Source organism: Azospira sp. I13 (assembly GCF_003112695.1).
In the GTDB taxonomy this organism is placed as follows: domain Bacteria; phylum Pseudomonadota; class Gammaproteobacteria; order Burkholderiales; family Rhodocyclaceae; genus Azospira.
The window spans coordinates 436715-449866 of the sequence record NZ_BFBP01000002.1 but is presented as its reverse complement, the minus strand read 5'-3'; the positions used below and the strand labels follow the sequence as shown (position 1 = coordinate 449866).

At 63.1% G+C, this 13152-nt stretch carries 11 protein-coding genes; 2 read left to right on the top strand and 9 right to left on the bottom strand.

The window, feature by feature from the left end; all coding sequences use genetic code 11:
- Positions 1–16: 16 nt before the first annotated feature.
- On the top strand, positions 17–733 hold the full coding sequence (locus tag AZSI13_RS02120) for a fumarylacetoacetate hydrolase family protein (RefSeq protein ID WP_109039530.1): 717 nt from the start codon (positions 17–19) through the stop codon (positions 731–733).
- 117 nt (positions 734–850) lie between these two features.
- The gene (locus AZSI13_RS02115; protein WP_109039529.1) at positions 851–4339 is read left to right on the top strand and encodes an EAL domain-containing protein; all 3489 of its coding nucleotides are present in this window, start codon (positions 851–853) and stop codon (positions 4337–4339) included.
- 9 nt (positions 4340–4348) lie between these two features.
- On the opposite strand, the gene AZSI13_RS02110 is transcribed toward AZSI13_RS02115, so the two are convergent.
- The 9 genes from AZSI13_RS02110 to AZSI13_RS17845 all read right to left on the bottom strand — a co-directional run.
- Positions 4349–5329 (bottom strand): diguanylate cyclase, encoded by a 981-nt coding sequence (locus AZSI13_RS02110; protein WP_109039528.1) that lies wholly within the window; start codon positions 5327–5329, stop codon positions 4349–4351.
- 1 nt (position 5330) lies between these two features.
- Positions 5331–5948: a chemotaxis protein CheC gene (locus tag AZSI13_RS02105; RefSeq protein ID WP_109039527.1), complete on the bottom strand. Its 618-nt coding sequence runs from the start codon at positions 5946–5948 to the stop codon at positions 5331–5333.
- Positions 5949–6014: 66 nt separating this feature from the next.
- Positions 6015–7118, bottom strand: coding sequence for a chemotaxis response regulator protein-glutamate methylesterase (locus AZSI13_RS02100; protein WP_109039526.1), 1104 nt, complete (start codon positions 7116–7118; stop codon positions 6015–6017).
- Positions 7100–7618 carry a chemotaxis protein CheD gene (locus AZSI13_RS02095; protein ID WP_109039525.1) on the bottom strand — a complete coding sequence of 173 codons (519 nt, stop codon included), beginning with the start codon at positions 7616–7618 and terminating at the stop codon, positions 7100–7102. The genes AZSI13_RS02100 and AZSI13_RS02095 overlap by 19 nt, the downstream gene beginning before the upstream one ends.
- A 7-nt stretch (positions 7619–7625) precedes the next feature.
- Positions 7626–8435, bottom strand: a complete 810-nt coding sequence (locus AZSI13_RS02090; RefSeq protein ID WP_109039524.1) for a protein-glutamate O-methyltransferase CheR — start codon at positions 8433–8435, stop codon at positions 7626–7628.
- Positions 8435–8983 (bottom strand): chemotaxis protein CheW, encoded by a 549-nt coding sequence (locus tag AZSI13_RS02085; RefSeq protein WP_109039523.1) that lies wholly within the window; start codon positions 8981–8983, stop codon positions 8435–8437. The genes AZSI13_RS02090 and AZSI13_RS02085 overlap by 1 nt, the downstream gene beginning before the upstream one ends.
- 17 nt (positions 8984–9000) lie before the next feature.
- On the bottom strand, positions 9001–10644 hold the full coding sequence (locus tag AZSI13_RS02080; protein ID WP_109039522.1) for a methyl-accepting chemotaxis protein: 1644 nt from the start codon (positions 10642–10644) through the stop codon (positions 9001–9003).
- A gap of 31 nt (positions 10645–10675) precedes the next feature.
- A complete protein-coding gene (locus AZSI13_RS02075) occupies positions 10676–11269 on the bottom strand; it encodes a chemotaxis protein CheW (protein WP_109039521.1) in 594 nt (197 codons plus the stop codon).
- Positions 11270–11286: 17 nt separating this feature from the next.
- On the bottom strand, positions 11287–13152 hold a 1866-nt coding region (locus AZSI13_RS17845; protein ID WP_235609599.1), incomplete at its 5' end, for a methyl-accepting chemotaxis protein.

The following is a 13152-nucleotide window of genomic DNA, read 5'->3' as shown; positions in this document are numbered from 1 at the left end:
CGTGCAGGAATTGCCCATGCCCTACCTCTTCGCTCCTCCTCCCGTCGTTGCCCTGCCGGTGCTTGGCGCCGACACGCTGTTCCCCGTGCGGCGGGTCTATTGCGTTGGCCGCAACTATGCCGACCACGCCCGGGAAATGGGTGCCGATACCCGGGAACCGCCCTTCTTCTTCAGCAAGCCCCGGGATGCCCTGGTGCCGGTGGCCGAAGGGCACGTCGCCACGGTGGCTTACCCGCCCGCCACGGACAACCTGCAGCACGAGGTGGAGCTGGTGGTGGCGCTGGGGCCGGCGGTGGCGGAACTGGGCCGGGCCGGCCAAGATATCCCCCTGGCGCAGGCTCTGGATGCGGTATTCGGCTACGCCGTCGGCTTCGACCTGACCCGCCGGGATCACCAGCAGCGGGCCAAGGACAAGGCCCAGCCCTGGGAAATGGGCAAAGGCTTCGACCAGTCCGGCCCCGTCGGCCCCCTGCTGTCGGCCGCTCGGGCTGGTCACCCGGAGCGTGGCCACATCTGGCTGGAGGTCAATGGGGAACGGCGCCAGTCGGGGGATCTGGGGCAGATGAACTGGCCGGTGGCGGCCATCATCGCCAACCTTTCCACCATGGTGCGCCTGGCCCCTGGCGACCTCATCTTCACCGGCACACCGGCCGGGGTATCCACCATCCTGCCCGGCGATACCCTGGTCGGCGAGGTGGCCGGTGTCGGGCGTCTGAGCGTCACTCTGGCCTGATTTTTTGGCCGGGGTTGGGGCCCCGGCCGAAGCCATCTACCAATGGTAATATGACTGCCAGCCAGGGCTGTGGGCGCAGCGCCCATTCATAACAAAGCAAGCCGGCACGGAGACAATGTGAGTCTGAAGACCAAAATGGCCCTGGCCATCACCTTGCTGGTGGTGCTGCTGGTGGGGGCCGGCAGCTATGTGCAGCTCAACCTGACCCTGGGGCGGCTCCAGCAGACGGTGGCTGATCAGCAATATTCCCTCGTCTCCCGCGTGGCCGAAGAAATGGACCAGCGGGTGCAACTCAATCAGGCTGCCCTGGCCCGCACCGCCGCCGCCATCACTCCTGAACTGCTGCAACAGCCCCAGCGTTTGCAAGCCTTCCTCGACGACAAATATTCCCTGCTGCTACTCTTCGACGACCTCATCGTCGCCAATCCTGATGGCCGGGTCGTTGCCGATACCCCGGAGCTGCCGGATCGCCGGGGTACCGACGTTTCCACCATGCCCCACGTGCGGGAAGTGCTGGACCAGGGCCGGCCGGTGGTTTCGGCGCCCTTCATGGGGCGGGTCACCCGGGTGCCCACCTTGGCTATGTCGGCCCCCATTCTGGATCGGGAAGGCCGGGTCATGGCGGTGCTTTCCGGTACCCTGCAATTGCTCAAGCCACAGTTCCTGGGCGGCCTGGCCGGGCGCAAGGTGGGTCGCAGCGGCCACTTCACCCTGCTGACCAAGGACCGGATCACCCTGGTCAGCCGCTTTCAGGAGCGGATTCTCAAGGTGGCCGTGGCGCCCGGGGAGAACCCGGTTCTGGACAAGGCCCTAGCTGGCTTCGAGGGCAGTGCCGAAGGCGGCACCAGCTACGGCGAGCGGGTGCTGATGAGCTTCAAGACCATTCCCAGCACCGGCTGGGTGCTCGGTGCCTTGCTGCCGGTGGATGAAGCTTATGCGCCGATCCGCGAGGGCCGTTGGGTGGCGGTCTATTCCCTGGCGGTCATGACCCTGGTTCTGGGGTTGCTGGTGTGGTTGGCCATGCGTCGGGTACTCAAGCCCCTGACCCATCTGCAGGAGCATGTGGTGGCCCTGCGACTGGACCACGGACATGCCCTGGACAGCCCGCCCTTCAACGACGACGAAATCGGCCGTCTGGCGCGGGAGTTTTACCAGTTACTGGGGGAGTTGGGCCAGGCCCGGAGCGATCTCTCGGCCCGGGTGGCGGAGATGGAGTCCATCTTCGATGCCAGCCCGGTGGTCATCGCGGTGGTGCGGGGGCGTCAGCTGATTCGCGCCAACCGTGCCCTGGAGCGCCTTTTCGGCATCTCCCTGGGCCAGGCCCTGGGCCGTTCCGTGGAGCCTTTCTACCCCAGCAGTGCCGAGTTTTCCGAGTTCGGCAGTCAGCTTTACCCCGCCGTTGCCGATGGCGGTGTGGCCCATTTTGAGCGGCGCTTCCGGCGCATGGACGGCTCCATCTTCTGGGCCAACTTCTACGCCCGTCTGGTGGATGCCCAGCGGCCGGAGGAGGGCGTCGTGGTGGTCATCGAAGATATCGACCAGGCCAAGCGCCAGGAGCAGGCCCTGCGGGAGAACGAGGAACGCTATCGGCAGATGTTCGAGAACAACACCTCCATCAAGCTGCTCATCGATCCGGAAAGCGGTGCCATCGTCGATGCCAACCCGGCTGCCGCGGCCTTCTACGGCCATCCCGTGGAAGTGCTGCGCAGCATGAGTATCAAGGACATCAATTCCCTCTCGGCAGAGGAGGTGGCAGAGGAGATGGCTCTGGCCGTGCGGGAGGCCCGCCGTTATTTCAATTTCCGCCACCGTATCGCCAGCGGCGAGGTGCGGGAGGTGGAGGTGCACAGCGGCCCGGTACAGCTCGGTGGTCGCCAACTGCTCTATTCCATCATCCACGACATCACCGAACGGCGGCGGGCGGAGGCCCAGCTGCGGCTGGTGGCGAAGGTGCTGGATGGGGCCAGCGAAGGCATCCTCATTTGCGACCGGGACAACCGCATCCTCTCGGTCAATCATGCCTTTACCGAAATCACCGGCTACAGTGAAGCCGAAGTGCTGGGGCGGGACCCCCGGGTGCTCAATTCCGGGCGCCATGACAGCGCCTTCTTCGGCACCCTCTGGCATCACCTAAAGAGCGCCGGGGCCTGGCAGGGGGAAATCTGGAATCGGCGCAAGGACGGCAGCGTCTACCCCGAGTGGCTCTCCATCACCACGGTGCCGGATGAAGCAGGCGCCCTGGGCAACTACGTGGCGGTATTCACCGATATTTCCGAGCGCAAGCGGAGCGAGGAGCGGATCCGCTTCCTGGCCGAGCATGACGGCCTGACCAGCCTGCCCAATCGCAGCCTGTTGCTGGACCGCCTGGAGCAGGCCATCGCCCATGCCGGGCGCAATGGTGACCAGCTGGCCCTGCTTTGCCTGGACCTGGACCGCTTCAAGAACATCAACGATTCCCTCGGCCATCAGTTAGGGGACCTGCTGCTGCAGGAAGTGGCCCGTCGTATCCTCGATTGTGTGCGCAACGCCGATACGGTGAGCCGCCCCGGTGGCGACGAATTCGTGGTCTTGCTATCCACCATCGAGGCGCCCCAGGATGCGGCCCAGGTGGCGGAGAAGTTGCTGGCGGCCCTGACCCGGCCCTATCAACTGGAGGGCCATGATCTGGTAATCACGGCCAGTATCGGCGTCGCCGTCTATCCCGACGACGGTGCCGACGCCCAGACCCTGGTGCGTAATGCCGATGCGGCCATGTACCACAGCAAAGAGGCCGGCCGGGATAGCTTCCACTTCTTCACCCCGGACATGAATAGCCGGGTGCTGGAGCGCCTCTCCCTGGAAAACAGCCTGCGCCGCGCCCTGGAGCGCCAGGAGTTCTGTCTCCATTACCAGCCCCAGGTGGCCCTGGCCAAGGATGGGCGCCACTACCAGCTGATCGGCTTCGAGGCCCTGATCCGCTGGCACCACCCTGAAATGGGGCTGATTCCCCCGGGGCGTTTCATCCCGGTGGCCGAGGATTCCGGGCTGATCGTGCCCATTGGGACCTGGGTGCTGGCCGAGGCCTGCCGCCAGAACCGCCGCTGGCAGGAACAAGGGCTGCCGCCAGTGCCAGTGGCGGTGAATATTTCCGCCCTGCAGTTCCGTCATCCCCAGTTCGAGCATTCCATCACTTCGGCCCTGGCTGATAGCGGTCTGTCGCCGGACTGGCTGGAACTGGAACTGACGGAGAGCATGATGCTGCACCATGGCGACCAGGCGGTGGAGTTGCTGGACCGCCTCAAGGCCCAGGGGGTACAGCTGTCGGTGGATGATTTCGGCACCGGCTATTCTTCCCTCGCCTACCTGAAGCGCCTGCCGCTGGACAAGCTAAAGATTGACCAGGCTTTCGTGCGGGATATCGCCAGTGACCCGGATGATGCGGCGATTACGGCCACCATCATCCAGATGGCCCATAGCCTGGGCCTGGCGGTGATTGCGGAAGGGGTGGAAACGGTGGAGCAGCTGGACTTTCTGCGGCACCACGATTGCGGCGCCGCCCAGGGTTTCTACTTTGCCCGGCCCATGCCGGCAGCGGAGGCGGAGTCCTTCTGGCGGGCCAGCCTGTAGGCGCCGGCCCTAGTTGCCGGTGGCGACGGTGCTGTCCAGGGCATCGGCGCTGACCACCCGGTTGCGGCCCAGGCGCTTTGCTTGGTAGAGGGCGACGTCCGCCGCCCGTAGCAGGTCCACTGCCCGGGCATCGCGGTCCGGGCGGGCGGTAGCAACGCCGATGCTCACCGTCAGGTGGCTGGAGGCCTGGGAAGAGGCGTGGGGCATGCCAAGCATGGCTACCTGCTCCTGGAGCGCCACGGCCACGGTGCAGGCCGCCTTGTGGTCACTACCCGGCAGCACTACCGAGAATTCCTCGCCGCCGTAGCGGGCAACGAAATCCCCCCCCCGTTGCAGGCAGTGCTTGAGGGCATTGGCAACGACGGTGAGGCAGGTGTCCCCGGCCTGGTGGCCGTAGGTGTCGTTGTATTCCTTGAAGTAATCGATATCCAGCATCAGCACGGAAAGATGGCCACCATGGCGCTGGGCCCGCTGGAATTCCTCCTGGAAGCGGCTATCGAAACTGCGACGGTTGGCGACGCCAGTCAGGCTGTCGATGTTGGAGAGGGCCTGCAGCTGCTGGGCCTGTTCCCGCAACTGGCGTTCCCGGCGCACCGCTGCCGTCACGTCCTGGATCTGGATGAGGCAGTAGGGCGTATCGGCAAAGCCCCGCAGCGGCGCGATGGTGATGGCCTGCTCGATGGGCACGGTTTCACCATGGGGCCGGTCGGTCAGGGGGAAGGGGCGGCGGTTCAGGGTCTGGGAGAGGATGGCCGGCAACTGCTGGCGCAGGGCCGTATCCACGGCGTGAGCCAGGCGGCTGTTGGCCAGGGGAGGGAAAATGTCTTCCAGGCGGCGCCCTTCAATGCTGGCGGCGGCAATGCCTGAACGCTCCTCCAGCCAGCGGTTCCAGAGTTGTACGGTGCCGGCGGAATCGAGCAGGATCAGCCCTTCATTGACCGTGTGGGCCAGTTGCAGCAGCAGGGAGGTGCTCAGGCGGGACGGCTCCATGTCACTGGCCTCCCAGGGCCTGGGCGATGTAGCGGTCAATTTCGCCGACCAGGGCGGCGATGGAATCCACGCTCAGCAGGAAGGCGACGAAGCCTTTAATCTCGTGCTGCTCCAGGGTCAGATCAATGTGCAGCAGCAGCACCGCTTCGCCATTGAGGCCGATCTGGGGGCCGATGACTTCCTGGGGTGAGCCCAGGTAATAGGTCGGCAGGGTGCTGTTGAGGGGGCGCTGAAAAAGGTTGGCCAGGGTGCCGACGCAGGCATTGAGCAGGATGTTGCCGATTTCGCTCATGGCCTCCTGTTCCAGTTCCGTCAGCTCTTTGAGAGAGAGGGATTCGCCCACCATGCGGCGCACCACCTCCAGGCCCTGCTCCTCCGGGAAGATGAGGAAACCCATGGCGTCGAAGGCGCCGCTGAAGCGCTGGGAGACGGCACAGATGCGGTCGCTGTTGTGGAAGTTGAACTGCTTCAGGGCTTCGTCCCGGGGAATCAGTTGCAGCGTGAGGACGGAGAGCTTCACCTCCTCGTTGACGATGCTGGCCAGGCTGGCAGCTGCCTGACCCACGCCGATGTTGAATGCCTCAACCAGGGCGTCCCGCTGCAGTTCACTCAATTCCATGGCAGGCTTCCAAAAAAGGGGATTTTGGCCCCCGGGCAGGGGCGAAAGCTCGATTATATAAGGGTGTTAGCTTCTTCCGGCAGCCACGATGGCTTCCGGAATGCGGTGCAGGGGCAATACGGTGCGTGCGGCCCCCAGCTTGATCGCCTCCTTGGGCATGCCGAAGACCACGCAGGTGGATTCGTCTTCCGCCACCGTATCGGCACCGGCATCGGCCATTTCCTTGAGGCCCCGGGCACCATCGTCGCCCATGCCGGTCATGATGATGCCCAAGGCATTGCGCCCAGCGAACTTGGCGCAGGAGCGGAACAGTACGTCCACCGAGGGGCGATGTCGGTTCACCAGGGGGCCATCCACCACTTCCACCGTGTATTGGGCGCCGCTGCGGGTCAGCAGCATATGCTTGCCGCCGGGGGCGATAAGGGCGCGGCCCGGCACCACCCGGTCGCCGTGCTTGGCTTCCCGCACCTCGATCTGGCACAGGCCGTTGAGGCGTTCGGCAAACATGGCGGTGAACTTCTCCGGCATGTGCTGAACGATGACGATGCCGGGGCAGACCGCCGGCAGTTTGGTGAGGACCGCTTCCAGGGCCTGGGTGCCGCCGGTGGAGGTGCCAATGGCGATGATGCGGTCGGTGGTCTTGACCATGTTGGCGCCGCTGCCCAGGCCGCCGGCGGAAATGACGGCGTCCGCCGTCAGCTTGGGGGCCACGTTGAGGACACCGTTGCTGCCGGTGGTCATGCGCTGGTTGGGTACCAGGCGGCGCACATTAGCCCGGGCAGCCGCCTTGACGGCGCTGACCAGGTCGGCGGAAGCGTCTTCGAGGAATTGCTTGAGCCCCATCTTGGGCTTGGTGATGATGCTGACGGCGCCGGCGCCCAGGGCGTTCATGGAGGCCTCGGCACCCTTTTCCGCCAGGGAGGAGCAGATCACCACCGGCGTGGGGTGCTCGGCCATGATCTTCTTGAGGAAGGTGAGGCCGTCCATGCGGGGCATTTCGATGTCCAGGATGATGACATCCGGCCATTCCCGCTTCATGTGTTCCAGGGCAAAGAGGGGGTCGGAGGCAGCCCCCAACACCTTCATGCCCGGGTCGGCTTCCAGGGTCTGGCGAACCACCTGCCGGACGACGGCAGAGTCATCGACGATCATTACTTTGATGGGAGGCATGGGGTCTGCAGTCCTTTGTTGTCGGGAGCGGCTTCTTGGAATGCCAGCCAGGCATCGCCGCTCCACAGGTCGAATACGAGCTTGCGGTGGCCTTCCCCACCGAGGTGTTCGGCAACGACGGGTATCTTTCGTTCAGCCAGCAACTGGTGGGCCATTTCAATGTTGCGCTGGCCGATTTCAAAGCCAGTACGCACCGGCTTGCCGGGAAACATGTTGCCGCCGCCAAAAATCTTGGCCAGGTATTCATTGGCCCGGGTGCCATATTTGCTGATGGCCGTATCGAACAGGGCCATGGCCTGGTCGGCATAACGGCCATCCAGCTCGGCCCGGGGACGCAGCCCCCGGTTTGGCAGCATGTAGTGGCACATGCCGCCGATGTGGCGGGTCGGGTGCCACAGGGCGATGGAAACGCAGGACCCAAGCAGGGTGCGAATTCGCGTATGGCCGCCACCGAAGTGGAAGTCCCCGGGATTGAGGAAGACCTCGTGCATGTCGGCCATGGCGGATTCAGGGCTTGCGATAGATGGTCGGGCGGAGCGTCTCCAGCTTGTCCGTGATGCCGTTGAGGCTCTCGGAATGTCCGACGATGAAATAGCCGCCTGGCTTGAGGCGGGTAATGAGGTTGTTCACCACCAAGCGCTTGGTGTCCATGTCGAAATAGATCATGACATTGCGCAGGAAGATGACATCGAAGGGGCCGATATCAGGAGGCGGCTTGGTCAGGTTAACCTGCCGGAAGCTGACCCGCTCCCGCAATTCCCGGGAGATGAGGAGGGTGCCGGCCTCGGAGCGCACGCCTTTCAGGCAGTACTTCTTCAGGTAGTCGAGAGGAATGCCTTCGGTGCGTTCCAGGGGGTAGTGACCGGCTCGGGCCTTGGCCAGCACCACGGTGCTGATGTCGGAGCCGGTGACTTGCCAGGGCGTGCTGCGGCCAAACTTCTCGGCCAGCACCATGGCGATGGTGTAAGGCTCTTCACCGCTGGAACAGGCAGCACTCCAGACGGCGAAAGGGCTGCCCGGCCGGACCTTGGGCAGCAGTTCGTTAGCCAGGAAATCGAAATGCTTGGGCTCGCGGAAGAAATAGGTTTCGTTGGTGGTCAGCAAATCCACCATCGTCTGCAATTCACCGTTTTCCTCGTGGGAGGTGACGAGCTTGTAGTACTGCCCGAAACTGGTCATGCCGTAGTGCTTGAGACGCCGGCTGAGGCGCCCGACCACCAGGACCTTCTTCGCCTCGGAAAGCTGGATGCCGGCAATCTTGTAGATCAGGGCCTGGATATGGGCGAATTCCTGATTGGTGATGGCGGGGTTGTCCATCAGACCGCCATGCTTTCCGGGCTCCCGGATTCGCTGGCATTGACCAGCAGGGCCATTTCATCCACCGAGAGCACCCGGGCGATGTTGAGGATGATGACAAACTTGCCAGCCACCTTGCCCATGCCATGGATGAAATCGGCCCGGATGCTGGAGCCGAAGGAGGGCGGGGGCTCGATGTCGGCAGCAGGAATCTCGAGAACCTCGTTGACGCAGTCCACGATGATGCCGATATCCTGGGGCGCTGCGGCGCCGGCAAGCTGCATCTCAATGATGACGATGCAGGTGCGGCGGCCCAGGGACGTTTGCTGGCCACCAAAGCGTGTGGCCAGGTCGATCACCGGCACGGCGGCGCCTCGCAGGTTGATAACGCCACGGATGAAGCCCGGCATCATCGGAATTTCGGTCAGGGCGCCGTACTCAATGATCTCCCGGACATTGAGAATGCCGACGGCGAAAGCCTCTGCTCCCAGGGTGAAAGTCAGGTATTGCCGGGAATCATCGGTGACGGCCAGTTGCGCCGTATTTCGCTGGGGAACGAGGTTGGCCATGGTGCCGCTCCTGTCGCTCAGAAGCGCTCGAAGTTATGCTCGTCCGGGCCTTGGCCGGAGGGCGTGCGGGAGGCGACGCTGCGGGCGGCAGCGGGGCGGCTGGGGGTTGCTACTGCCTTGCTTGCCACCTTGGGCTTGCTGGGGGTGTAGCTGGCTGCCGGCAAACCGTCATCGACACGGAAGAAGCGCATCAGGCTTTGCAGTTGCTCGGCCTGGCCGCCCATTTCCTCGGCCGTGGCGGCCAGCTCTTCGGAGGCGGAGGCATTCTGCTGGGTCGCCTGGTTGAGCTGGTTCATGGCCTGGTTGATCTGGGAAATGCCGGTGGTTTGCTCACTGGAGGCGGAGGCGATTTCCTGCACCAGATCGGAGGTCTTGCGGATGGTGGGGACCATTTCATCCAGCAGGGTGCCGGCCTTCTCGGCCATACCGACGGAGTCGGAGGCCAGTTCGCCGATTTCCTGGGCGGCAATCTGGGAGCGCTCGGCCAGCTTGCGCACTTCTGCTGCCACCACGGCAAAGCCCTTGCCATGGTCGCCGGCCCGGGCTGCTTCGATGGCGGCATTGAGGGCCAGCAGGTTGGTCTGGTAGGCGATGTCGTCGATGATGCCGATCTTGCCGGCGATCTGCTTCATGGCGCTGACGGTGTCTTTCACCGCCGTGCCGCCTTCCGCTGCCTCGGTAGCTGCCTTGGCGGCCATGTTGTCGGTGATCTTGGCGTTCTCCGTGTTCTGGGTGACGGAGGCCGTGGATTCTTCCAGGGTGGAGGTGATTTCCTCGACGGAGGCTGCCTGTTCGCTGGAGGATTGGGAAAGGGACTGGGCGGTGGCCGAGACCTGTTCGGAGGCGGAGGAGAGGTTGTCGGCGGCGCTGCGCACTTCGCCGATGATCTGGGAGAGCTTGCTCACCATGCTCTGCACGGCAAACAGGAGGCTCGAGTTGTCGCCGTCCTTGGTCTTGATCTCCACCGTGAGGTTGCCTTCTGCCACTTCACGGACAATTTCCACCACTTGGGAGGGGTCGGCACCCAGCTGCTTCAGCAGGGTGCGGGTGATGATCAGGGCGATGATGGCGATGGCCACGATGGTGATCAGGGAAATGATCAGGGAGAGGGCAACGGCGCTGGATTTGTCGGAAATCGCAGCCTCGGCAGAGCGCTTGCCAATCTCCACGTTGTAGAGATTGTGCTCTTCGATGGCGTTATTCACCTTCTCGGCGATGGCCGAATAGGTGCCAAGCAGTTCCTTGGCCTGGTCGTTACGGCCGGCCCGGGCGGCTTCGGCGATCTGTTCGATGCCCTTGGCGTATTCCTGAAAAAGGGTGCGCTCATTGTCCAGCAGCTGCTTGTCCTTGGCGTCGGCCACGAGGGCCTCGTAGTCCTTGAAGTTCTTCTGTAGCACTTCCTTGGCCTTGGCCAGCTTGTCGTCGATGGCCTGGCGTTGGGCCGGGTCGGTATTGATGACGTGGCGCAGGATGGTGACGCGGACGGTGCTGAAGGATTGGGCTGCAGTGTTGAGCAGCACCATGCTGGGCACCACGTTCTCGTTGGTGTAGTTGGTGGTATTGAAAACCTTGTTGATCTGCATATAGCCCAGCCCGGTCAGCAGGGCCAGGCCGAGAATGGCCGAGATGGACAGTAGTAGCAGACGTTTGGCAACAGTCATGAAGTTCTCCTGGGAATTTTTGGGCCGGATCTTAACGGACTGCGCCGGTCTCTTCTGGGGTGTTGGTGGGGTGGGCGGAGAGCTGGGTCAGGGCCGTCATTTCCTCGACCGACAGTACCCGGTCGGTGTTGAGGATGATGACGAACTTGCCCGCTACCTTGCCCATGCCGGCAATGAAGTCGGCGCGGATCTTGGCACCGAAGGCAGGAGGCGGTTCGATCTCCGCCCCCGGGATTTCCAGCACTTCATTGACGCAATCGACGACCACGCCGATGTCCTGGCGGACTTCACTGCCTTCCACCGTCTGCATCATTTCGATGATGACGATGCAGGTACGGCGCCCGATGTTGGCCGGTGCGCCACCGAAGCGAGCCATCAGGTCGATCACCGGGACGACGGCCCCACGCAGGTTGATCACCCCGCGAATGAAGGAGGGCATCATGGGAATTTCCGTGATGGTGCCGTACTCAATGATTTCCTTCACATTGAGGATGCCGAGGGCGAAGACTTCGCCCCCCAGCTGGAACGTCAGGTACTGGGCGGGAGCAGCATCGACAGCAGCCGGCAGCTTCGCGCCGCCGACTGCCAGTGACGTTTCCGCCCCCTTGGGAGCCAGATTGGTCATGAACTTACTCTCTCCTGTTAGAACTTCTCGAAGTCATCGTCATTGATCTGGGGCGAAGCCAGGGCCGCCCGCGGATGAGCTTCGGAGTGATGTACCACCGGTGCTGAATAGGGGGCGCGGGCGGAACGCCGGCCCTGTTCGGCAATGGTGAAAAAATCCATCAGCTGCTGCAACTGACTTGCCTGGCCGCCGAGTTCTTCCGCTGTTGCTGCCAGCTCTTCCGAAGCCGAGGCGTTTTGTTGGGTGGCTTGGTTCAGCTGGTTCATGGCGTTGTTGATCTGGGCTACGCCGGTGGATTGTTCCTGGGAGGCGGAGGCAATTTCCTGAACAAGATCCGAGGTCTTGTTGATGGACGGGACAATCTCGTCCAGCAGATGCCCTGCCTTTTCCGCCAGTCCAACAGAGTTGGAGGCCAGCTCACCGATTTCCTGAGCGGCTACCTGGGAACGCTCGGCCAGCTTGCGCACTTCGGCGGCAACCACAGCAAAACCTTTGCCGTGTTCGCCGGCCCGGGCCGCCTCGATGGCGGCATTGAGGGCGAGCAGATTGGTTTGATAGGCGATGTCGTCGATGATGCCGATCTTGCCGGCGATCTGCTTCATGGCGCCGACGGTATCCTTTACCGCCGTACCACCTTCCTTGGCTTCGGTGGCTGCCTTGGACGCCATGTTGTCGGTGATCTTGGCATTCTCGGCATTCTGGTTGATGGAGGAACTCATCTGCTCCACCGAGGCCGTGGATTCCTCAACCGAAGCCGCTTGTTCGGAAGACGACTGGGAGAGGGACTGGGCGGTGACGGAGACCTGGCCGGAGGCATTGGTCAGGGCATCGGCCGCGGTCTTCACCTGGGCAACAGTGTCAGCCAGCTTGGCGACGGTGTTATTGACGGCATCCTTGAGCAGCTTGAAGTCGCCCAGGTATTCCTTGGCCACATTCTGGGTCAGGTCGCCCACTTCCAGAGCGCTCATGATACGGCGCACTTCGTTGATCGGGCCGACGATGGCGTCGAGGGTCTCATTGACACCATTGACGATCTTGCGGAAGTCGCCCTGATGTTGGGTGGCATCGGCACGCGTTTCCAGACGGCCGTCCACCGCCGCCTTGGATAGCATGTTGGCGTCGGCCACCAGCTTGTTGACTGCCTCGATGCAGGTATTGAGGTTGTTCTTGATGGTGTTGAAGTCACCGTTGTAGGAATCGGTGATCTTCGGCGGAATGTCGCCCTTGGAGATGCGATCCACGTAGTTGGCAGCGACATTGAGGGGGCCGATGACGGCATCCAGCGTCTCGTTGACCCCTTCGACGATGCGGCCGAAGTCGCCCTGGTGCTGGGAAGCATCGGCCCGGGTGGCCAGACGACCTTCTACGGCAGCCTTGCTCAGCATAACGGCGTCGGCTACCAGCTTGTTGACCGCTTCGATGCAGGTGTTGAGGTTGTTCTTGATGGTGTTGAAGTCGCCGTTGTAAGAATCGGTGATCTTCGGCGGAATGTCGCCCTTGGAGATGCGGTCCACGTAGTTGGCGGCGACGTTGAGGGGGCCGATCACCGCATCCAGGGTGTTGTTCACCCCTTCGACAATGGCGCGGAAATCACCCTGGTGCTGGTTGGCATCGGCGCGGGTGGCCAANTTGCTCAGCAGGCCGGCGTCGGCCACCAGCTTGTTGACCGCTTCGATGCAGGTGTTGAGGTTGTTCTTGATGGTGTTGAAGTCACCGTTGTAGGAGTCGGTGATCTTCGGCGGGATGTCACCCTTGGAAATGCGATCGACGTAGTTGGCCGCCACATTGAGGGGGCCGATCACCGCATCCAGGGTCTCATTGACGCCTTCAACGATGGCCCGGAAATCGCCTTGGTGCTGGGTGGCATCGGCACGGGTGGCCAG

Excerpts from the sequence above, each read along its gene's own strand:
- AZSI13_RS02105 (WP_109039527.1), bottom strand. The coding sequence starts at position 5,948 with ATGGAATTGAGTGAACTGCAGCGGGACGCCCTGGTTGAGGCATTCAAC.
- AZSI13_RS02120 (WP_109039530.1), top strand. The coding sequence starts at position 17 with ATGCCCTACCTCTTCGCTCCTCCTCCCGTCGTTGCCCTGCCGGTGCTT.
- AZSI13_RS02100 (WP_109039526.1), bottom strand. The coding sequence starts at position 7,118 with ATGCCTCCCATCAAAGTAATGATCGTCGATGACTCTGCCGTCGTCCGG.
- AZSI13_RS02095 (WP_109039525.1), bottom strand. The coding sequence starts at position 7,618 with ATGGCCGACATGCACGAGGTCTTCCTCAATCCCGGGGACTTCCACTTC.
- AZSI13_RS02090 (WP_109039524.1), bottom strand. The coding sequence starts at position 8,435 with ATGGACAACCCCGCCATCACCAATCAGGAATTCGCCCATATCCAGGCC.
- AZSI13_RS02110 (WP_109039528.1), bottom strand. The coding sequence starts at position 5,329 with ATGGAGCCGTCCCGCCTGAGCACCTCCCTGCTGCTGCAACTGGCCCAC.
- AZSI13_RS02085 (WP_109039523.1), bottom strand. The coding sequence starts at position 8,983 with ATGGCCAACCTCGTTCCCCAGCGAAATACGGCGCAACTGGCCGTCACC.
- AZSI13_RS02075 (WP_109039521.1), bottom strand. The coding sequence starts at position 11,269 with ATGACCAATCTGGCTCCCAAGGGGGCGGAAACGTCACTGGCAGTCGGC.
- AZSI13_RS02080 (WP_109039522.1), bottom strand. The coding sequence starts at position 10,644 with ATGACTGTTGCCAAACGTCTGCTACTACTGTCCATCTCGGCCATTCTC.